Source organism: Paenibacillus sp. FSL H8-0261, from assembly GCF_045040645.1.
Taxonomy (GTDB): Bacteria; Bacillota; Bacilli; order Paenibacillales; family Paenibacillaceae; genus Paenibacillus_AQ.
Genome location: NZ_CP150297.1, coordinates 5,348,856 through 5,371,576, shown reverse-complemented (window position 1 = coordinate 5,371,576; position 22,721 = coordinate 5,348,856). Strand labels below are relative to the sequence as shown.

The window sequence follows — 22,721 nt, the reverse complement described above, 5'->3', positions numbered from 1 at the left end:
GCCGAAGGCGTTTATACTTGTTACTGAATTTATGAACAGGATGATGATGAGATGCAGCGATATTTCGTTACACCGGAGCAGTTTGGTGCGGATACCGTGAGAATTGATGGGGAAGACGCCCGTCATATCGCTAAAGTGATGCGTGGTAAGGCAGGGGACAAGCTTATTGTTAGCGATGGTGTTTCCCGTGAGGCATTAGTAGAGATTGCGCAGATTGAAATTGGGGAAGTCACTGTGAACATTTTGGAGTCCCTGGAGATGACGCATGAACCTCGAATTAAAATTACAGTCGCTCAGAGCTTGCCTAAAGCCGATAAGATGGAAACTGTAATTCAGAAGTGTACAGAGATTGGTGCTGTAGGCTTTGTTCCTTTTCTGTCAGAACGCACAATAGTGCAATACGACGAGCGTAAAGAAAGCAAACGACTGGATCGCTGGCGTAAAATTTGTAAGGAAGCTGCCGAACAGGCTCATCGGAACATCGTTCCGTCTGTAGGATCACCGTTGTCCTGGAAACAGCTTTTGCAGACTTTTAGTGAATATGATGCTGTTTATTTTTGTTATGAAAAAGAGGAAGGCTTACAGCTTCGAAGCAGCGTCGCTCCATGGTTAGCATCGCTTTCGCCGCAGTCTGGCGGGAAAGTTATGGTTGTGGTAGGTCCTGAAGGAGGTTTTACTCCGGAGGAATGCCTCAAGGCAGAAGAAGCCGGGGCAGTAACCGTAGGACTAGGACGGCGAATTCTGCGCTGTGAGACAGCGGGCATGGTTGCCGCTGCTTGTATATTATATGAATCTGGAGAAATGGGAGGAGCTTAAGAGATGCCATCCGTAGCGTTTTATACTTTAGGTTGTAAAGTGAATTTCTATGATACCGAAGCCATTTGGCAGCTATTTAAAAATGAAGGTTACGAGCAGGTTGATTTCGAGGGTCCCGCCGATGTATATCTGATTAATACTTGTACAGTAACTAACACAGGTGACAAAAAAAGCCGTCAAATGATCCGACGTGCCGTGCGCCGTAATCCAGAGGCCATCGTAGCCGTAACAGGCTGCTACGCACAAACCTCTCCTGGGGAGATTCTAGATATTCCTGGAGTTGACCTTGTCATCGGTAACCAGGACCGCGATCAGATCATGACACATGTGAAGAATATTGAATCCTCACGTCAGCCGGTCAATGCTGTGCGTAATATTATGAAGACACGTGAGTTCGAAGAGATGGATGTGCCAGGCTTTGCGGATCGGACGCGTGCTTTTATGAAGATTCAGGATGGTTGTAACAACTTCTGCACCTTCTGCATCATTCCATGGTCGCGTGGACTTTCTCGCAGCCGTGATCCAAAAAGCATCGTAGCTCAAGCGCATCAATTGGTAGAAGCAGGGTATAAGGAGTTTGTACTAACGGGTATTCATACCGGAGGTTACGGTAATGATCTTGATAATTACCGTCTTTCCGATTTACTGTGGGATCTAGATAAGGTAGATGGTCTGGAACGGGTGCGTATCAGTTCTATCGAAGCTAGTCAGATTGATGAGAAGCTGCTTGAGGTGCTGAACCGTTCCTCCAAAATGTGCCGTCATCTGCATATTCCGTTACAAGCCGGTCATAATGATGTGCTGAAAGTGATGCGCCGTAAATATACGACAGAAGAGTATTACGCCAAAATGCAATTGATCCGCCAGGCAATGCCAGATGTCGGGATTACCACTGACGTTATCGTTGGATTCCCGGGTGAGACTGATGAGATGTTCCGTGCCGGTTACGATTTCATGAAGGCTGTAAATTACTCGGAGATGCATGTATTCCCGTATTCCAAGCGGACAGGTACTCCTGCAGCGCGGATGGAGAATCAGATCGATGAGGAGATCAAAAATGTACGCGTGCAGGAGCTGATTGATCTATCCGAAGAAATGCAATTAGCATATGCCCGTAAGTTTGTAGGACAGACGCTAAGTGTGATTCCGGAAAGATCCGCTAAAGGAGCTCCGGGCCGCAATATCCAGCATGGATTCAGCGACAACTATTTGCAGGTCTTCTTTGATGGAGAGGATTCACTTCAAGGAGAACTTTGTGAGGTGAAGATCACCGAAGCTGGTGTGAACGAATGCCGAGGCGAATTGGTCGTGGTTAGTCAGAGCGGTCTTAAGCTGGCTGTTCGTTAAGGAATAGACGTTAGTTAAAAGACAGCAAAGGAGCAATTCTCCCGTTAATGGAGAATTGCTCCTTTGTATGTTTGGCGTTAGCTGAGAAATGCAACCGCATAGCAGAGAAATAGCTGCTACATGGGAGAGGCATAGCTCTCTCCTAATCTTGCGGTTTTCTATGGAGATACCAGCATACTTATTAGCCATTTGAGCATACTTTCGGACTCCAGGGACAATATTCTTGGAAAAGTGGTACATATATTAGCAGTGATTTTGTAAAGAAGCCCAAAACTGCGCCCGTATCGCCCGGAAGGCGTGAAACGTGAGAAAGAGGGGTATAAATCCCCCAGATATCGCCCGAAAGGCGCGAAAGATGAAAAAGAGGGGTATAAATCCCCCAGATATCGTCTGGAAGGTGTGAAACGTGAGAAAGAGGGGTATAAATCCCCCAGATATCGCCCGAAAGGCGCGAAAGATGAAAAAGAGGGGTATAAATCCCCCAGATATCGCTCGAAAGGTGTGAAACGTGAGAAAGAGGGGTATAAATCCCCCAGATATCGTCTGGAAGGTGTGAAACGTGAGAAAGAGGGGTATAAATCCCCCAGATATCGCTGAGAAGGTGGTGCGGAGCGCCTGAAAGAGAAACTCTCGCTTACAATCACTATAAATGACTTGTACTATGTCATCTTTTTAACTCTTTTGTGGACGAAACTGGCATGATGAATCTTGATTGTTACGCAGAAATAATGCAGCTATTCCTGATAACGAATTCTTACGAGTAGCGCCAAGAAGTGGTCAGATAAGAGACGGAGGGGAGCAGCAGCCACGGTAACTCATTGCTTTTGGGGTCCCCTGCATGATCAAAAAAACATCCGCAGGATCATGATCGAAACAATCCCAACCAGTACAGTTCCTAGCAAACTCCGGGTCTTAATAGCGATCCAAAAAGTAGGGATTGCCGCAAAAAGCTCAACGTTATTAGCAATAGGCGAGAATTTTCCATCATTTAAGAGGATCTCCTGACCTATTAGTGCCGCCATAACAGAGATAGGAACATAATTTAACCAGCGCATTCCCCATTCAGGCAATTCGAATCGGCTTAGAATCATTAATGGAACCACCCTTGGAATGAAGGTTACCAAAGCCGCCCCTAGAATAATCAAAAATACATCCCATCTCACTTCCATTTTTCAAGCACCATCCCTACTGTTGACGCAATGACCGTTGCAATAATGACACCCACACTACCGGAGAATACGAAGGAGCTAGCTACAGCGATGATTACTGCTAGGATTGAGACAACTAAATCAAGTTTTATTTTATTACGATCAATCATGGAAATAACAAGGATGCCAATGAACATGGCAGGTAAAGCAAACTGTAGACCGAATTGATCTGGATCAGAAATCCACTGTGCCAAAAAAGCTCCCGCTATATTCGCAATAAACCAATTTAAATAGGCAGTGAGATTAAGGCCATGCATCCATTTTTCACTGATTTGTTGCTTATTCACTGTTTGATTAATAGCAACTCCAAAGGTCTCATCTGTCAGCAGGGTTCCAACCAGCATGTTTCTCAGTGGGGTAAGATGCCGGAAATAAGGTGAAAGAGCTGCACTAAGCAAAATATGACGAAGATTCACGATAAATATCGTAACGATAATAGCAACAGGTGAGCTGCTTACAGCTATCATTCCAGCAGCTATAAACTGTGCTGAACCGGCATAAAGCATCAGACTGATCAAGGCAATCTCAGCAATGCTTAGCCCGGCTGTCTTTTGAACAACACCTGCTGCAAGTCCAATGCTCAAATAACCGAGTAGTGTAGGCATGCAATCTTTACCCCTTTAAGAAAGCTATCCTCCTCTTTTGGAGTAGGGATTGTCTCTAGTTGAAAGTTCTCTATACTCATCGTAGCCCCCATGGTTCAAAAAAAAGAATGTAGTAGCTATCATTTTACTTCCTAATATATTGATCAACCCTTCACCTGATTATCTAGTCTGAAAGTCCTGAATTTGGCTTTATGGAGTTATAGGGTAAACACTTGGTGTACAATTGTCGATATAAGTAAAAGAGTGTGGGGATAAACCACCAAACGACATTATAACCTAAGGGAGAGAACAAATGACTGTGTACAGGAAAATGACGAAAATGCTCCTCATCATGATATTGTTAGCTACTGCGGTTTTTCCGGTAAGTGTCTTTGCAGCTGCCGGCGATATCAACTCGATTGAGTTTGAAAGCTCAGCCAAAGTGCAGCTTACGGTTGGACAAACGCCAAAGCAACTGAAGGTATATGCGAATGTGGAAGGGTCCTCCTCCAAAAGAGATGTGACCGGTGCAGTGGTATGGAATTCTTCTAACACTAACGCTGTAAAAGTAGTAAATGGCTTATTGACTCCAATAGATAGCGGAAAGGCTATTATTACAGCTACTTATAATCATGCACTCGCTACTATAGAAGTAGAGGTTTCACATCCGATCAAAGAATTGAAGCTCGAATATAGCTCCGAAGGGAACTATAAATTGGGTGACGAAGAGGATAAACTGTTGGTCAAAGCCAATGCGATTGGTGGCGAAACAGCGACTTCTGCCAAGGATGTAACGGCTGATACCACTTGGAGCAGCTCCAATACAAGCGTATTGACGATTGCAGAAGGTAAAATCACACTGGCGGGTGAAGGTACCTCAACCATTACTGCCAAATACAAGGATCTAACAGCAACCTTTAAAGCTGTAGTCAAATTGCCTTATTCTGAAATTGAGCTTAAAAATGATAAGGGCATCGTAATTAAGGAAATTGAAATGCTCGTTGGCGATAATCCGGTGAAAGTAGCTGCGTTTACCAAAGAGACTACAAAGACGACCGCAAATGATATTTCAGAGAAAGCGGAATGGTCTTCTTCTAATACAAGTGTCGCTACTGTAGACAAGGGAGAAATCAAAGTACTGTCCGCAGGAAAAGCTGTAATTACAGTATCTTATCTGGGGATTACACAAACTGTGGATGTATATGTACGTGCTCCTTACGAGGCGTTATTGCTTACTCCATCAGGCGATCAATTCTTGTTTATGGGTGAGAGCTTGAACGTTAAAGCAGAAGTTAGAGATGCTGCGAATTCCACTCCGAATGTATCCAGTAGTGCAGTATGGAGTTCGGACAACCAACTCGCGGCGACGGTTACTGCGGGTACTGATGCTGCAGCGATCACCGCAAAAGCAGTGGGAACATCGGTTATTAAAGCAGAGTACAGAGGGATTAGTAAAAGCTTTAAATTGACGGTATACCCTACGATTACTGAGTTGGAAGCTGATAAAAAGGAACTGGACATGTACACAGAGGATTCCGTTAGTTTGCCAAAGGTCAACGGAACCAAGCTAGATGGAACGAAGCTGGATCTCAGTCAAGAAATCGAGTGGACTTCTGCCAACGATGAGATCGCCACCATCAAGGATGGCAAGCTCGTTGCTGAAAAGGCTGGTACTGTTAATATTGTCGGCAAAATAAAATCAGAGAATCCTACCTCCTCCAAAGCGGCTATCCGGGAAAAAAGTGTTGTAGTGAGTGTTACAGTTAAAGATAAGGTTCATATTTTGCTCGGACCAGAGGAAAACGTTGTGATTGTTACTGGTGAAGAGAAGGCTGTTCCTGAAGTCAAAGCTGTGATGGAAAATGGGAATGAACTCGATGCTACAAGTACTATGGAATGGGAGATTACCGGTACGAATGCAATTATCAAGACAACCTCTTCCGGCAAGGTAATCAAAGGACTGGTGAAGGGTTCTGCCACTTTAAAGGGAACCTACGCTAATAAGACTATTAGTATCCCGGTTACTATTGAACAAAAGGTTACTAAAATTGTTGTAGAACCGAATGCGATTGAATTGAATATTAAAGGTTCTAAATCCATAAAGGTAACGGCTTACTACTCTAATGGTAAGACGGGGAATATCTCCAGCAGCATGAATTGGGAGTCCTCGAATGAAGCAGTTGCCACGGTTAAAAGTACATCTGTTAAAGCCATAACAGAAGGAACTGCGACGTTATCAGGTTCTTACCAAGGGCTCGCTGCTAGTGTCAAAATTAATGTAGTTCCTAAGCTAATGAAGTTGACTGTCAACGAGAATAGACTGAAGATGGCTCCAGGAGCTGTTCAGAATGCAGTTGTGATTGCGCAGTATGATACGGGGAAGACAGCTATTGTTACTGGAAGTGCGGCGTGGACTAGCTCTAAGCCTTCTGTAGCTAGAGTATCTGCTAGCGGCCAGATTGTAGCTGTGAGCAAAGGAACGGCATCCATTAAAGGAAAGATTGGCACCAAGACAGTGACGGTAACCGTTACTGTGAAATAGATAAAGCAAATCATATAATAACTCTATAAGTGGTCTGGGTCTGCAAAGCCAACATTAATGTTGCTTTGCAGATTTTTTTATTTTAATCTATATTAATTCCGACTATTCCGATGTATAATTACATAAAATAAAAGAGACGCGTTGGGGGAGATGAAAATATGGCAAAACAAAAGGTGTTATCGATTAAGACGATTGTTGCGATTGGTATCGGTTCTGCTTTATTCGTTATTTTGGGCAGGTTCGGTTCGATTCCATCCGGAATTCCAAACACTAACATTGAGACTACATACGCTTTACTGGCATTGTTCGCACTGTTGTACGGTCCGTTTGCCGGATTACTCATTGGCCTGATCGGACATACACTGAAGGATGCGATTTTTTATGGTTCCCCTTGGTTCAGTTGGGTGATCGCTTCTGGAATTGTTGGGCTCGTTGTTGGTCTGCTTGTGGCTAGAATTGGGATTCATGACGGGGTGTTCGGACGAAAGGAACTGATTCGTTTTAATCTGGCACAGATTGTAGCAAACGCAATCGCCTGGTTCTTAGTAGCACCTGTACTGGATATTCTAATCTATGCAGAACCAGCGAATAAAGTATTCACACAAGGACTTATCGCCGGAGCATCCAATATAGTCACTGTAGCAGTGATTGGCTCACTACTCGCAATTGCATATGCAAAGACAAGAACGAAGCAAGGCAGCTTGACCAGAGAAGCCTGAGTAGAATATAATCCAAACCAAAAGCCGGTGGAGATCACCGGCTTTTTTATGGCTGTAAAACATATAATGGAAGTGAAATTCTTCAAACGAAGCTAAGAGGAAGGTCAAGGATGAAAAAAGCAGTGATTGAATTTAAGGATTTTAGTTTTCAATATCGAGCACAGCAGGAGCCTACACTCACAGATATCAACTTAACGATTGCCGAAGGGGAGAAGGTACTTATTGTGGGACCCTCTGGTTCTGGAAAAAGTACACTGGCTCATTGTATAAACGGACTCATCCCTTTTGCCTATAAAGGTGAAATGTCTGGGTCATTGCGAATTAAGGGTCTGGAGCAGAAAGAACTTAGTATTGCAGCATTGTCGGATCAGGTAGGGACTGTATTGCAGGACCCGGACGGACAATTTGTTGGATTAACGGTTGGAGAGGACATCGCCTTCAGTCTGGAGAATCACGCGGTTCAACAGGCCGAAATGATAGAAAAGGTAGTGGCTGCGGCAACAGCCGTGGATATCCACGAATATTTGGGAGCGTCACCTCAGGAATTGTCAGGCGGTCAGAAGCAAAAAACGACCTTAGCTGGTGTTCTAGTTGGTGATGTGGACATCCTGTTGTTTGATGAGCCTTTGGCAAACTTAGATCCATATACCGGCACAAAAGCGATTGAGCTTATTGACCGAGTGCAAAAAGAGACCGGTAAAACGGTTATTATTATCGAGCACAGACTCGAGGAAGTACTTCACCGTGCGGTGGACCGCATTATTGTGATCCATGACGGACGCATTGCGGCGGATATGCCAGCCGCTGAGCTATTAAGCACTCGCTTACTTTCAGAAGTAGGCATTCGGGAACCTCTCTATTTAACGGCTTTAAAGTATGCAGGATGTACGATTGCATCAGATATGAATCCACAGCATATAGATGAAATTCGGCTGGACTCTTGCTCCAGCAAGCTTGAGTACTGGTATGATAATAATAATTCGCAGCAGGATAAACGTGAGAGTCTACCTATCCTTGAGTTACATGATGTTTCATTCGGTTATGAGAAGAGCAGACCAGTACTTCATAAACTTAACCTTCTTATTCATAAAGGAGAAATGGTCTGTATAGCTGGGAGAAATGGTGCCGGGAAATCCACGGTATCTAAGCTTATCTGTGGCTTTTATAAGCCCACTTCCGGTTCGATATTGATGAACGGAAGGGATATTGCCAAGGATACGATTAAGGAGCGGGCAGAGCGGATCGGTTTCGTGATGCAGAATCCTAATCATATGATTTCTAAGACGCTTTTATATGATGAGGTTGCGCTAGGCCTTAAATTACGAGGGGTGTCCGAGGAGATTATTCGTGAGCGAGTGCATCATGTTTTGAAAATATGCGGTCTATACGCTTTTCGTAGCTGGCCCATCTCTGCGCTCAGCTACGGTCAGAAGAAACGTGTGACTATTGCTTCTATTATGGTCCTGGAGCCGGAAGTGATCATATTAGATGAGCCGACTGCAGCACAGGATTATAGGCACTACAACGAAATGATGGAATTTCTTTTGATGCTTCGGGAACAGGGAATGACGGTCATTATGATTACGCATGATATGCATCTTATGCTGGAGTATGCCGATAGAGCTGTAGTGTTGTCTGATGGTATTAAGCTTGCTGATGATAGCCCTGAGCGAGTATTAACCGATATAGAAGTAGTGAGGAATGCTAATTTGAAAGAGACCTCACTATTTACATTGGCTATGAAGGTCCAATTGGATCAGCCAGAAGAGTTCGTAAGAAGATTTATTGCATACGACAGGAGGAGCCGGGGCGGATGAAGGCCACAATGTTAACTTTTACGAAGCAAGATTCACCTATTCACCGTCTTACAGGCGCTACTAAGCTGATTTTATTTATAGTGTGGTCTGTGACAGGGATGATTACATATGATACAAGATGTTTAATAGTGATGCTATTATTTAGTTTGATTGCCTTTAGAGTCTCTAAAGTTCAATTTCAGGATTATGCTTTCGTACTATATTTTATCCTGATCTTCTTTGTGCTTAATCATATAGCTATCTTTATTTTTTCTCCTTTGGAAGGTGTAAAGGTTTACGGTTCACGTCATGATATTGTTCATCTTGTAGGTCGGTATACCGTTACATATGAGCAGCTATTCTATCAATTAAATATTGCCCTTAAGTATGCAGTAGTCATTCCCATGGCACTGTTGTTCCTTCTAACGACAAATCCTAGTGAGTTCGCAGCGTCTTTAAACCGGATTGGTGTGAATTATAAAATTGCATATTCTGTATCGCTTGCGCTGCGGTACATTCCGGATATCCAAAGAGATTATGAGAATATATCGTTCTCTGCTCAGGCACGGGGAATAGACATCTCTCGAAAAGAAAAGCTGCCTAAGCGGCTTAAAAATATCATTTCGATTCTAATGCCCTTGATTCTGACTAGCATTGAGCGAATTGAGAATATTAGTACGGCTATGGAGTTACGTGGCTTCGGAACTAATAGAAAACGGACTTGGTACAGCAGACGTCCGTTCTCAAGAAATGACTATATTGCTTTAATCTTATTCGCTCTGATCGCAATATCTTCGACGGTAATCACTTTTTACGATGGATCGCGGTTTTATAATATTTTCGATTGAAGTATAATAGTACAGTTGTGGAAAGTTTGGGATCAGGCGTTACAGTATATTGTTACGATTGAAGACGTTTCTCCAGTCTTGACCATACAGGCAGGTAACATAATGGCAGTGCGATTAGCGAGCATACTACATTAAAAATAGTCTGTGCATGGGCGATTTGTGAGGCGGCTCCTCCGCCAATCCATGCAGCAGTTGCTTGTAGGGGCCCAATAAGAGGTAGGAACAGTAGCGCACCGCCTACATTGAGCGCAACATGCGACCAAGCGACGAAGACGCCGGAAGATGAGCCGCCGATGGAAGCAATGACTGCCGTGACGCAGGTACCGACATTAGCACCGAGCACGATGGCTATGCCGAGCTCTGGCGGCATGGCACCCGAGGCGGCAATACCCATGGCCATGGCTATAACTGCTGCGCTGCTATGTAACAGGGCAGTTAAGCAGGCACCTGCGGCGAGTCCCCATAGGGCACTTGTGGCGGCATGATTCAGGAACCAGAGGAATAGGCCACTCTCTTGAAGAGTTCCGCCGATGGATTGCATGACTGCGATTCCCCATAAGACTAGGGCGAATCCTGATACAGCCAGGCTGATGAATTGCAGCGGCTCTGATATTTTCCGGCACAGTGCTACCGCCCGTGACGTATGTGGTAACTCGCCTGCTATAACCGCAGCTGCCCACAGACTCAGCGAGGCAGCCAGCAATGGGGAGGCCATGGAATTGATCTGAAGTCCGATCAGTTCTGTGGTCAAAGTAGTGCCGATGTTGCTACCTAAGATAATGCCTAGTGTACGAGCATAGGTGAGCAGGCCGGCATTCACCATACCGATCGTTAGCACGGTTACAGCCGTGCTGCTCTGAAGCAGGGCCGACAGCAAGCTACTGGCAATCATTCCTTTGATTGGTGTAGAGGTAGCCTTATTAAGGCTTCTAGTCATCAGAGGGCCTGCGAGCTTGGACAAGGCTGTTTCCATAAGCTTCATGCCAGCCAGAAAGATAATAAGACCATATATGATAGGGAAAAGCAGTTCACGGAACATAGGGCATACTCCTTTGGACGAGGGTTGTACACCAATATATGAAAGTAACAAGTAGGACATGTATAAAATCATTTTTAGAAAAACAGGGAGTTGAAGTCATTGGCATCGGTTATTTTAGAACGCAATCGTAAAAAAAGACTGGAACAGGGCCATCCATGGGTCTACGCAGGTGAAGTTGCATCAGTTGAAGGAAACCCAGAGGCTGGGGGATTAGTTGATGTCCTTAACCATCAAGGTCGGTTTCTGGCTGTAGGATATTACAATCCAGCATCGCAGATTCGGGTGAGAATTGTATCACAGGGACCGTTGGCTATAATGGACACCGCTTTTTTCACAGAACGGTTTACGAATTGTCTACAGCATAGAGAACGTTTCCTTCCTGGGGCAGATGCTTACCGTTTGGTTTATGGAGAGGCGGACTTTTTGCCAGGGCTTATTGTGGATCGATTCGGGGATATTCTGGTTGTGCAGCTCCTTACACTTGGAATGGACAAGCGCCGTACAGAGATTGTTGAAGCACTTGTACAGGTTATGACACCGCGTGGTATTTATGAACGCAGTGATGTTAGCGTGCGCGAACTGGAAGGGATGGAGCAGACTACGGGTGTGCTGTACGGGGAATGCCCGCGTCATGTTACCGTAAGTGAGAATGGCCTTAAGCTGGTAGTAGATATCGAAGAGGGCCAAAAGACAGGCTACTTCTTTGATCAGCGTGAGAATAGAGCATCCATTGCCCCACTCATGAAGGGCTGGGGTGGACGAAGTGGCATTACGCTGCAAGAAATCGAAGCAGAAGATGGCTCGTTACAAACTTTGCCGGTAAACAAGAGTGGTAAACACGTAACCTTCCCTTATTGGGATGGTGCTACAGTGCTGGAATGTTTCTCTCACACAGGCAGCTTCACTCTGCATGCTTGCAAGTATGGTGCGAAAAAAGTAACCTGCCTTGACGTTTCCGCTCATGCTATAGAGAGTGCCAAGGTCAATGTGGAGCTGAATGGCTTTAGTGATCGAGTGGAATTTGTAGTGGATGATGCTTTTGCCTACCTGCGCAATCAGGTAAAAGGTCTGGAGGAACGTTCGGAGCGGGCGACGATTGCAAGCGGAACGGAATCAACAGTAGCGTCTACAAATGCTAAATCCGGAGGCAAAACAACCAAAACGGATACCTCCAAGCCGATGACAGCAGGAGGAGGTAAAACTTGGGATGTAGTTATCCTAGACCCTCCAGCGTTTGCGAAAACTAAAAGTGCAGTAGCAGGTGCTTGCCGTGGTTACAAGGATATTAATCTACACGGCATGAAGCTGGTGAACGAAGGCGGATATTTGGTTACTGCAAGTTGTTCTTACCACATGCAGCCGGATCTATTCCTTGAGACGATTGCCGACGCAGCTAAAGATGCAGGTAAAGTATTGAGACTTGTGGAATGGCGTGCCGCAGGCAAAGACCATCCGCAGATTCTAGGCGTTAACGAAGGACACTATCTGAAGTTTGCGATTTTTGAAGTGCGGAGTAAGAAATAAGCTGGCTGTTCATATAGGTAATGGATTTTAATCCGTAAAAGGAGTCTTCGATTGAGGCCTCTTTTTACGGATTTTTTGCTATGTTCTAAGAAGAGTAGGATTCGGGATTAACAAGGTATGTCCGCTTAGTCCGAAAAGTTGCCAAAACAGCACGAAATTCATGAATGGCGACTCCTGAGTCCGAATGTAATCCATAAAGTATAAGCCGCTGTAGTGCGGCTTATATTTTATTTTGATGGAAGTTACGATCAAGCTTAATTTTGGGCTTCGGGTACATCATAAGATAATCGATGTACGAGTCGGATCAACAACTTTATCGAGGTGATTTTCCATTACAAGAGGGATATTTTATCGGTCATAGGCCGGTGGAATAGTCGAAGAGGTAGGACCAGAAGTTTCAAAAGTGAAACAGGGGTTATCCCTTGTATTTGATTTCATACGAGCCAATATTTAACTACTGGCTACTCAGAAAATTGTAAGGTAATATCGCCGTTATTTGTATAAGCAGATAATTTTTTCGAACCATTCTCTTTATTGGCAGGCAAATTGCTATCTCCTTTTTTTACCTTGCTTAAGATCGCGAAATCATCATATGACCCTGAAATTGAACCGCTAATATTTCCGTTTTTTGTTTCAAGGGTTATAGCCGTTCCTACATTCAATTTGTCCAGTTGGATATTTCCGTTATTTATGTTTACTTCCACTGTCCCTAAAAACACGATTGTCGGTAATACAATACTTTCATTTGATGTTTTTAAAGTCAAATTTTTTAAAGTTGCATCAGGTATCGATACCTGAATAGTTCTGGTTACTTGCGAGCCTTTTCCTCCGATATAGTCGTTCCATTCCTTATTACTGTCACTTACCATTGACAGTTCTTTATCGTCAGATAGATCAATCTTGTAAAAATCTTTCTCACTTTCATAGTAAACAATATGAATTTGTTCATCTTTAGATTGGAGGATATTTATTTTTTTGTCCTTTACATCAATTGTTAAGGTATCAATCTTTTGGGCAGGTATGATGTAATTTTTTTCCTCCATGGAAGTGGAGTCGGAGGAACATCCTGCTAATGATATCAATAGTGTCACCAATATGCCTATAGTAGTTAGTAATTTTTTTGCAGTACTTTTCATTATAAAATGCTCCTTTGTTAAATCATTTTTCTTTTAAATATAGCCAGTCCTACGAATGCCAATCTTAAGCTGCTATGCAGACAAGTTCCGATATGCAACAAAGCATTAGAGTTGAACATAATGATCTTGAAAAAGTCTACCCAAATATGTTGCAAGGGTTGGATTGGAATAAATACACAAAATGATAGTCACTAAAGTAGGATCTGTCAGCCAACCATACCAATATGACTGCATAGACAGCAATACATGTTTGATAATCCTTTGATACATGATTTAGTTCTTCATATTTGCCTTCCTCTCTGGTAATAAATTCATTTTGTATTTCGTTGCGTTTATCAGTCGCATATGTTTTAATCATCATAAACTTTTGTGTTACAAAAAGGTCAAGAGGGTAGATATGAACAACTATTTTACAATTAAGCAAGCAGCAGAGATCGTAGAGATGACCACTGAGACCTTGCGGCACTATGATCGTATTGGATTAGTCAAGCCATGCCATAAAGATGAATTGTCGGGATATCGATACTATTCCGAGCAGGAGCTCGTAAAGCTGCAAACCATTGAACTGCTCAAAGCAATGGATCTTACTTTAATGGATATTAAAGATATTTTGCAGCAGAATGATCTCTCTAAAGTAATTGCATTTCTAAAACAAGCAGAAAAAAGAGCAGACGATAAAATTGCTCGTCTGCAGTATGCAAAATCGAAAATTAAACGTGCCTATCTACATTATGAAAATAAGTTCCACGACGGTTATAGTCAAAGTGAAAATTACTTTGTCAGACACATAGAGGAAAGGGTAATTATGCTTTCGAATAAAATGGAAAGCCCCACACTTAAGAATTTATGGGACTATCACAGACATTTCTATCAACAAATTGAAACGTCTCTGCATTCACAATTTCTGTTTGAAGATATGGCAGGAATGTTCACGACTGAAGGAATAACACGATTATTTGCTGTTTGCTTGAAATATCCGTCTTTAGAGGGGCTGACTGTGCTACCAGAAGGGGACTATCTGTGTGCAATTTGTACCGAAGAGAATAAGAATGCTGTATTACAAAATTTACTTGAAAGGGCAAAGACGGAATACGATGTGTGTCCAGATTTTGTTCTTCATAACATTATTGTGACTGGAATATTGCAGTGGGATTATCAGATACAACTGTTCATTAAGAAGGAAAAGAAAAATGTTTGATTGAAAGTCGCTAATTTAGCGGCTTTTTTTGATTAAGGAATCACGTTTCTTGCTTAACAAACTAGAAATACTAAACAGCAACTCACCAAAATACAATAGTTGCTGTTTACTTCGTAGCTTTTTTATTGTAAATCATTAGAAAATACTAGCAAACGCATGTTCTGATATGTGCAGCTATGTTATACTGAGGGGACGAGGAACGACTGAACTTTTTCATTTGAACATTATCAAACGGTGAGTATTTCACCTTGTATCATATACATTTTCTCCGCTACGGAAGGAGTCTATCATTTATGTCGGTAACCTTTTTACTAGGCCGCTCTGGTAGTGGCAAGACAACAAAAATATGGGAGTCTATTTCTTCTTCATTAGAGAAGGAGCCTCTTGGCGCGCCGATCATTATTCTTGTACCTGAACAAGGTTCCTTTGGAGCAGAACGGGGGCTTTTGACCGTAGGGAATGTGAAGGGAAGCATTCGGGCGCAGACACTGAGCTTTTCTCGGCTTGCCTATCGAGTGAAACAGGAAACTGGAGGCAGCGCTAGTCTGCCGATCAGTGAAGAGGGTAAAAAGATGTTGATTTACAAAATCATCAGTCGCCGTAAAGAGGAACTGAAATTATTCGGTGCCTCTGCCGACAGACCGGGTTTTGTCGAACGGTTGAATCAACTGCATACGGAGATGAAGCGTTGCTGCTTGGCTTCCTCTGATTTAGAGGAGCAGTTATCCGCAATGCGAGGCGCTATTGCAAGAAGTCCTATTCTTGAAGGCAAGCTGGATGATTTACAGCTGGTATTCAGCGATTTAGAGAAGGAAATGTCACGCCTCTATATCGACGAAGAGGATCGTTTAGCGGAACTAGCTGAGCATATTCCTGATTCCTCTTACATTCGCGGGTCGGAGATTTGGGTAGATGGGTTCCACGGCTTTACCCCGCAGGAATTCGTAGTGCTTCGAGAATTGATGCAGCAAGCATCGAAGCTGACCGTGTCCCTTACACTTGATCGTTCGTATCCCTATGGAGATCAGTTGAATGAGCTTGAATTGTTTCACCCAACTGCGGTTACTTACATTAAACTGCGTGGAATAGCTGAAGAGCTGGGCATTGATGTGTGGGACGAGCTTCTGGAGCCAGCGGTTCTTCCGCGTTTTGAAGAAAGTCCTGTTCTTGCTCATCTCGAAAGGGGATATGACCGCCGAAAGGTCTGGATGGGTGCAGATGAACTGGCAAATGAAGCGATATCTATAGGCGCAGCAGTTTCTCATAGAGCAGAGGTTGAGGGAGCACTGCGTGAAATGATCAGACTGGCGCGAGATGAAGGTGCAAAATATGGTGAAATGGCCGTATTGATGCGTAATATTGGAGATTACGAGCAACTGATTAAACCGTTGTTCCAAGATTACGGAGTACCTTTTTTTCTGGACCAGAAGGTAAATGAGCTGCACCATCCATTGGTAGAGTTTGTACGCTCCGCATTGGATGTGGTGCGTCGACGCTGGCGCTTCGAGGATGTATTCCGCTGTGTAAAGACAGAGCTTTTGCTACCGCTGGACGGTAGTATTACGCGTGAGGATATGGACGCCTTAGAGAATTATGTGCTGGCTTGTGGGATTCAAGGGTATCGCTGGACGGATGGCCGTTCATGGAAAGGGATTCCTAGCTTGTCGCTGGAAGGCGGCAGACAGATGGATGAAGAACTGCTTGCTACAATGGAGCGATGCCGTGCTAGTATAACGGGACCTCTATTTGCTTTTGAGAAACGGATACAGAAGAGTAGAAGCGGCCTTGAACTATGTACCGCAGTGTACAAGCTGCTTAATGAGACGGATGTTGCCCGAAAGCTGGAGAAACTTAGTGTCGGTGCTATGGAGAAGGGGCAACCCGAGAAGGCTAGAGAACATAGTCAGCTGTGGGGTGCAGTGCTTGATCTGCTAGATCAGATCGTCGAGATGATGGGCAACGAGAGACTTGAATTTGATGTGTTCACCGGAGTCCTAGAGACAGGACTTGCTGAGCTTAAGATGGGACTTGTTCCTCCCGCGCTCGATCAAGTACTGGTTGGTAACATGGATCGGACTCGACCAACGGGAGTTAAATACGCTTTTTTGCTTGGATTTAATGAAGGTGTTGTGCCTGCGCAGTTTAAGGAAGATGGAATTCTCTCGGAAGGCGAACGCTCTGTGCTTGAGAACGCCGGTATGGAGCTTGCTCCTGGTGCTTCTCGTAAGCTGCTGGACGAGCGGTTTTTGATCTATAATGCGCTAACGACAGGAAGTCGAAAGCTCTGGATTAGCTACGCCACTGCTGATGATGAGGGCAAGGCGCTTCTTCCCTCTGAGGTAATCCGTCATTTGCATAGAATGTTCCCAAGTGTTCATGAGCACAGCTTGGCAGCACTTCCACCTGCAGGACTACCAGAAGAAGTCAGAGATTCCATTCACCTCGGTTACATTGGTCATCCAGAACAGAGTCTTCGTGCATTGATTATGCAGCTACGCCAGTGGCGCCAGGGGACGGAGATACCTGAATTATGGTGGGATGTGTATAACTGGTTCGCTGCTGATGATATTCGTAGTCTCGAATTGAAACGTCTGCTCAGTTCATTGTTCTACCGTAACGTGGGAACGAAGCTAAAACGTGGAACAAGCCTTAGATTGTACGGTGGATCGACACTGCGAGGCAGTGTGTCCCGGATGGAGAAGTTTGTTGCTTGTTCCTTCTCCCATTTTGCATCTTACGGACTTAGACTGAAGGAACGCCAGCTATATAAGCTGCAAGCACCTGATATTGGACAACTGTTCCATGCTGCGTTAAGTGACATGGCGGTAAGACTGAAAGAAGAGGGCCGCGGCTGGGGAAGCTTGTCTCCAGAGGAATGTCGGCGTGAGGCAAGTGAGACGGTAGAACGTTTATCGCCGATGCTGCAGGGTGAAATTCTGATGAGCTCTAAACGTTACGGATACATCTCACGCAAGCTGAAAAATATTGTTGGACGTGCTTCTGTAATTCTGGGCGAGCATGCCCGCCGAGGCAGCTTTGAGCCGGTAGGGCTGGAGCTGGATTTTGGACCGGATAAGGAGTTGCCTCCTTTAAGAATTACGCTGCCGAATGGCTGTGTGATGGAGGTTGTTGGACGGATTGACCGTGTAGACATGGCCCGAGGAGAGAATGGAATTCTTCTGCGGGTGATTGACTATAAATCGAGTCAAAAAGACCTCAAGCTGCACGAGGTGTACTATGGATTATCGCTACAGATGCTGACCTATCTGGATGTGCTGCTTACGTACTCGGAGCAATGGCTCGGGCAACCGGCGCTTCCAGCAGGGACACTGTATTTCCACGTACATGACCCACTGTTAACCTCATCTAACGGGATGAACAAGGAACAGGCAGAACAAGAATTGCTGAAACGCTTCAAGATGAAAGGACTGCTTACAGCAGACCGCGAGGTAGTATCCCTGATGGATACGACTTTAGACAAAGGGTATTCTTCTATCGTGCCTGTAGCAGTAAAAGCTGATGGCAGTTTTTATAGTAGTGCTTCTGTAGCTACACCAGAGCAATGGGGACACTTATTATCATCCGTTCGGGGAACGATCTCGGATATCGGGACACGCATTACGGAAGGTGATGTGGCGATTGAGCCATACCGGATTGGGCAAGAGACAGCCTGCACATTCTGTTCCTTTAGACCCGTCTGCCAGTTCGATGAAGCCGTGGAAGGCAATGGCTACAACAATCTGGGTAAGCCAGGGAAGGACGTTATTTGGGATCTGCTGTCCCGCAAAGGAGGAACTACACCGTGAGTATGAAGTCTGAAATAGAAGCGAAACCGGTAGGAAGCATATGGAGTGATGACCAGTGGCGCGCCATCGCTGAGAGCGGTGATGATATCCTCGTTGCCGCGGCGGCAGGTTCCGGTAAGACAGCGGTACTTGTAGAACGGATTATTCGCAAAATCAGCAAGGAAGAGAATGGCTTTAGCGTAGATAGATTGCTGGTAGCTACGTTTACCAAAGCTGCTGCTGCCGAGATGCGCCAGCGGATTAGGGAAGCACTAGATCGGGAGCTTGAGGAGAATGGAGAGAATGAACATTTACGCCGTCAGCTGTCGTTGCTCGGGAAAGCCTCGATTACAACACTACACTCCTTCTGTCTGGAAGTAATCCGGCGTTACTATCAGATTATTCCTATAGATCCTGGTTTCCGTATCCTGAACGAACATGAAGCAGAGATGATGCGGCAGGAGCTGCTTCAAGAGCTACTGGAGGAAAAATACGGTGAAGTAGGTGAAGATGGCGCGGATAGCGTATTTGTACAGCTTGCTGACTGGTTCAGTGGTGAACGCAGCGATGATGCGGTACATGCGCTCATACAGCGACTGCATGATTATGCCCGCAGCCATCCTTGGCCAGAGCAGTGGCTTCGTGATACCGCAGCTGATTTCTCATTACCAGACACAGATAGCTTAGGTCGAACTCCTTGGGTGCTAAGTATTCTTGAAGAAGCGAAGTTGACCCTTGCGGGTGCAGCCAGTCAGCTTATCCAAGGCCGGGAGATCGCGCTACAGCCGGGTGGTCCGGCGCCTTATGCCGAGAATTTGACGACTGACCTTGAGATGGTAAATGCATTGCAGGAGGCTGTGAATGAACGGCCATGGGCAGAATTATATGATATTTTCATGGAAGTATACTTTGGAAAATTGAAAGCTTGTAAGAAGGATTCGACAGATCCTGGACTGCAGGAAATGGTTAAAGAACTGCGCGATAGTGTGAAGAAGAGTATTTTAGATCTTCAGAAGGCATTGTTTGGTCGTCCTGCAGATGTTTTTTTGAGAGAACTGAACGAGGCGGCTCCTCTTATGGCAGAGCTTGCTGAGACGGTGATAGCGTTCGGTGAACGTTATCGAATCGAAAAAGCAGGACGGGGTCTCGTCGACTTTAGTGATTTGGAGCATTATTGTCTGCAAATTTTGCGCCATCCAGATTCTCTACCAGGCCATTCCCTGCCTTCTGATGCAGCGATGGAGTACCGTGCCCAATTCGATGAGGTTCTGTTAGATGAATATCAGGATACGAATAGTGTGCAAGAAGAGATTGTGCGGCTTATATCCCGCGAAACACCTGGTAACCGATTTATGGTCGGAGATATGAAGCAAAGTATTTATCGGTTCCGTCTGGCAGAGCCGGGGCTGTTCCTGGATAAATACCGTAGCTTTGGCTCTAAGAATGCCGGAGGTGGCAGTAATACAGTTGGCGAATCCGAGTTAAGTGAGTTATCTGAGAAGCCTAATGAATCGTCCGGCGGTTCGGTTATCGATCTAGCCCGTAATTTCCGTAGTCGTATGGAGGTTGTAAATGCCGTAAATATGATTTTTCGGCAGATTATGAACGAGACAGTGGCGGAGATTAATTATGACGAACGTGCTGAGCTTGTGTATGGAGCGAATTTCCCGGGTGCAGCAGAAAAGGGGCCAGATACTTTTTTTGCACCAGAGCTATTATTGATCGATCGCGGAGCGGCAGCAGGTAAAGTAGAAGAGACTGAGGACGGTGAGACTCCACTTCAGGAGAGCGAAGCTATTGAGAGTGAGACTGCGCAACTGGAAGCACGGGCGATTGCTCGCCGCATTTCACAGATGACTGGCCTGAATGGCGGATCTCCGCTACTGATTTATGATAAAGGGCTTAAGATTATGCGCCCAGTGATTTATGGTGATATCGTGATTTTGCTTCGTTCGGCGAGAATATGGACCCCTTTAATTATTGAAGAGCTTCGAATGGAGGGAATCCCTGCTTACGGGGATCTGAATAAAGGCTATTTTGAAGCTACAGAAGTAGAAATTGCACTCTCACTCTTAAAAATAGTCGATAATCCTCAGCAGGATATTCCACTCGCTGGCGTGCTTCGTTCACCTGTTGTTGGTTTAACTGAAGAGGAACTGGCTAAAGTTAGGATGTACAGCCATGGTTCTTTCTATCATGCTGTACAAATGGCAGCGAACATGCAAGATGGAAAGGAAGCTGAGGAAGAATACGATCTTTTCTCAGCTCATGTGATAGAAACAGCAAGTGCAGCGGAAGAGAAAGTTACCTCAGATAATAATGATGAAATCATTAATGATGTGGAATCTGGAAGTGGAGCTTTACCGCAAATCAGCCTAAAGCTGAAGCATAAGCTTAAGAATTTTCTAGAACGGCTTGAAAGCTGGAGAGATGCGGCTAGACAAGGCAGTCTCAGTGAGCTGATCTGGCGTATTTATGGTGAGAGCGGCTATCTGGAATGGGTTGGAGGCTTGCCTGGAGGCTCACAGCGACAGAACAATCTTAAAGCTTTGTATGATCGGGCTGTTCAATTTGAGAATGATACTGCGGCGCGTGGGTTGTTCCGTTTTCTGGTGTTCATTTCACGGCTTCGTGAGAATGGCGGAGATCTTGGTGTAGCTGGTGGTGGCGGCGAAGAGGGCAATGGGGTCAGAATTATGACTATCCATAAATCCAAAGGCTTAGAGTTTCCTGTTGTTTTTATAGCGGGTATGGCCAAGCAGTTTAATCGGCAGGATTTGCATTCTCCTTTCCTGATGCACAAGGAGCTTGGCTTTGGGCCACGTTTTGTGGAGCGGGAAACACGGGTCAGCTACCCTACGCTTCCTTATTTGGCTATTAATCGTCGTACACGACTTGAATTATTGGCTGAGGAAATGCGGGTATTATATGTAGCTTTAACTCGTCCGAGAGATAAGATGATTCTAGTCGGTACCGTAAGAGATTTACCACGGAAAATTGCTAGCTGGAGCAGTGTGCAGAATCGGGATGAGCTACTGCTTGCTGATCATTTACTAGCCCGGGGTCGCAGCTATCTGGACTGGGTTGGACCGGCATTGATCCGGCATCCGGCGGCGGCTATTCTTCGGAAGCTAGGCGGCTCTGAAGGTACCGTCTCGACAGTGCTGCACAGCGATGTCTCAAACTGGAGCATCAGTGTGCAGAATGCTTCCGAACTGAATTCCGGGGCGTTCCTTCCTTCGGATAACTCAGAGGACAAAGCAGAAGAACGTCAATCTGTACTCAAGGCGCTGCAAAAAGGTGAATCTGTAAGTGTCTATGGATCAGTGAATAGCGATGAAATTGCTAGAAGACTAGAATGGCCCTATCCGTTTGCGGCTGCCTCTGGTATTCCTGCCAAAACCTCTGTTACAGAGTTAAAATCTTTGTTGTCGATGCAGGACCAGCCTTCTTATGATCTCTTAGAGGAAAGTGGCTATCCTGTCACCTCAACAGAAAACAATAAACGTACAGATGTGGCAGGAGCAGACAGTCTGCATTTGCGGCGTCCGAAATTTATGGAAAAGCGCAGTCTAACCCCAGCGGAGCGCGGGACAGCCTACCATACGGTTATGCAGCATATTCCGCTGGAGGGTTCTGTTGATCCTAAAGTTGTGGAAGAAACATTAGCCCGTTTGCAGAGATTAGCTATTCTAACTGCTGAGCAGGTGGAGGCGGTATCCCCCGATCAGATAGAGACTTTTTATACGAATGAACTTGGTCGTAGATTAATAGATTCTTCTTGGAAGCTTAGAGAAATGCCGTTCAGTTATATGCTTCCCGCAGGCGAGGCTTATGGAGGGCTCGATTATATGAATAAAGCCGTCACAGAGCTAAGCCATGGAAATAATAATGAAGGCTTTAGTGAAGGAGTGCTGATCCAAGGGGTCATTGACTGCCTGTTCCGCGAAGAGGACCGGATTATTCTGTTAGACTATAAGACGGACTCTGTTTTAGAACATCAGGGTGGGTTAGAAGCGCTTAAGGAAAAATATCGTTTTCAGCTAGAGTTATACAGCAAGGCATTACATGATATTTTGGGAGAACCGATCAGCGAGATTTGGCTGTACTTTTTTGACGGCGGACATGCTGTGAAATTATAAATCTATTCATTACCGCGTAGGAGCGGGGAAAGAGGAC

General features: G+C 44.9%; 14 protein-coding genes and 1 pseudogene. 11 read left to right on the top strand and 4 right to left on the bottom strand.

Going from position 1 to position 22,721, the window contains the following annotated elements:
- Nucleotides 1-51: 51 nt before the first annotated feature.
- From MHI27_RS23935 to MHI27_RS23925, 3 genes are all read left to right on the top strand, one after another.
- The gene (locus MHI27_RS23935; protein WP_076284799.1) at nucleotides 52-816 is read left to right on the top strand and encodes a 16S rRNA (uracil(1498)-N(3))-methyltransferase; all 765 of its coding nucleotides are present in this window, start codon (nucleotides 52-54) and stop codon (nucleotides 814-816) included.
- Nucleotides 817-819: 3 nt separating this feature from the next.
- Nucleotides 820-2,163, top strand: coding sequence for a tRNA (N(6)-L-threonylcarbamoyladenosine(37)-C(2))-methylthiotransferase MtaB (gene mtaB / locus MHI27_RS23930; protein ID WP_405174842.1), 1,344 nt, complete (start codon nucleotides 820-822; stop codon nucleotides 2,161-2,163).
- A gap of 297 nt (nucleotides 2,164-2,460) precedes the next feature.
- Complete coding sequence (locus tag MHI27_RS23925; RefSeq protein ID WP_405174841.1) at nucleotides 2,461-2,760, top strand: hypothetical protein; 300 nt, start codon at nucleotides 2,461-2,463, stop codon at nucleotides 2,758-2,760.
- A gap of 245 nt (nucleotides 2,761-3,005) precedes the next feature.
- Here MHI27_RS23925 and MHI27_RS23920 read toward each other — a convergent pair whose 3' ends face one another.
- Entirely contained in the window at nucleotides 3,006-3,332 is a 327-nt protein-coding gene (locus MHI27_RS23920) for an AzlD domain-containing protein (protein WP_341059756.1), read from the bottom strand.
- Nucleotides 3,323-4,056 (bottom strand): annotated as a pseudogene (locus MHI27_RS23915) (AzlC family ABC transporter permease). Before MHI27_RS23915 ends, MHI27_RS23920 begins: the two are co-directional and overlap by 10 nt.
- Nucleotides 4,057-4,268: 212 nt before the next feature.
- On the opposite strand from MHI27_RS23915, the gene MHI27_RS23910 reads away from it, so the two are divergent.
- From MHI27_RS23910 to MHI27_RS23895, 4 genes are all read left to right on the top strand, one after another.
- The gene (locus MHI27_RS23910; protein WP_341059759.1) at nucleotides 4,269-6,497 is read left to right on the top strand and encodes a hypothetical protein; all 2,229 of its coding nucleotides are present in this window, start codon (nucleotides 4,269-4,271) and stop codon (nucleotides 6,495-6,497) included.
- Nucleotides 6,498-6,655: 158 nt separating this feature from the next.
- Nucleotides 6,656-7,216, top strand: coding sequence for an ECF-type riboflavin transporter substrate-binding protein (locus MHI27_RS23905; RefSeq protein WP_076284794.1), 561 nt, complete (start codon nucleotides 6,656-6,658; stop codon nucleotides 7,214-7,216).
- Nucleotides 7,217-7,326: 110 nt separating this feature from the next.
- Entirely contained in the window at nucleotides 7,327-9,033 is a 1,707-nt protein-coding gene (locus tag MHI27_RS23900; RefSeq protein ID WP_076284793.1) for an ABC transporter ATP-binding protein, read from the top strand.
- On the top strand, nucleotides 9,030-9,860 hold the full coding sequence (locus MHI27_RS23895) for an energy-coupling factor transporter transmembrane component T (protein WP_340972259.1): 831 nt from the start codon (nucleotides 9,030-9,032) through the stop codon (nucleotides 9,858-9,860). The genes MHI27_RS23900 and MHI27_RS23895 overlap by 4 nt, the downstream gene beginning before the upstream one ends.
- Nucleotides 9,861-9,912: 52 nt before the next feature.
- Here MHI27_RS23895 and MHI27_RS23890 read toward each other — a convergent pair whose 3' ends face one another.
- Nucleotides 9,913-10,899 carry a Na/Pi cotransporter family protein gene (locus MHI27_RS23890; RefSeq protein ID WP_076284792.1) on the bottom strand — a complete coding sequence of 329 codons (987 nt, stop codon included), beginning with the start codon at nucleotides 10,897-10,899 and terminating at the stop codon, nucleotides 9,913-9,915.
- Nucleotides 10,900-10,998: 99 nt separating this feature from the next.
- Here MHI27_RS23890 and MHI27_RS23885 point away from each other — a divergent pair, with 99 nt between their 5' ends.
- A complete protein-coding gene (locus tag MHI27_RS23885) occupies nucleotides 10,999-12,423 on the top strand; it encodes a class I SAM-dependent rRNA methyltransferase (protein WP_405174840.1) in 1,425 nt (474 codons plus the stop codon).
- A 461-nt stretch (nucleotides 12,424-12,884) separates the two neighbouring features.
- On the opposite strand, the gene MHI27_RS23880 is transcribed toward MHI27_RS23885, so the two are convergent.
- Nucleotides 12,885-13,559, bottom strand: coding sequence for a DUF4097 family beta strand repeat-containing protein (locus MHI27_RS23880; RefSeq protein WP_405174839.1), 675 nt, complete (start codon nucleotides 13,557-13,559; stop codon nucleotides 12,885-12,887).
- A gap of 397 nt (nucleotides 13,560-13,956) precedes the next feature.
- On the opposite strand from MHI27_RS23880, the gene MHI27_RS23875 reads away from it, so the two are divergent.
- The 3 genes from MHI27_RS23875 to MHI27_RS23865 all read left to right on the top strand — a co-directional run bounded on the left by MHI27_RS23875 (nucleotide 13,957) and on the right by MHI27_RS23865 (nucleotide 22,684).
- Entirely contained in the window at nucleotides 13,957-14,757 is an 801-nt protein-coding gene (locus MHI27_RS23875; protein ID WP_405174838.1) for a MerR family transcriptional regulator, read from the top strand.
- 293 nt (nucleotides 14,758-15,050) lie between these two features.
- Nucleotides 15,051-18,563, top strand: coding sequence for a helicase-exonuclease AddAB subunit AddB (gene addB, locus MHI27_RS23870; RefSeq protein WP_405174837.1), 3,513 nt, complete (start codon nucleotides 15,051-15,053; stop codon nucleotides 18,561-18,563).
- Between the two features lie 2 nt (nucleotides 18,564-18,565).
- Entirely contained in the window at nucleotides 18,566-22,684 is a 4,119-nt protein-coding gene (locus MHI27_RS23865; RefSeq protein ID WP_405176787.1) for a UvrD-helicase domain-containing protein, read from the top strand.
- The last annotated feature ends 37 nt before the right edge of the window (nucleotides 22,685-22,721 follow it).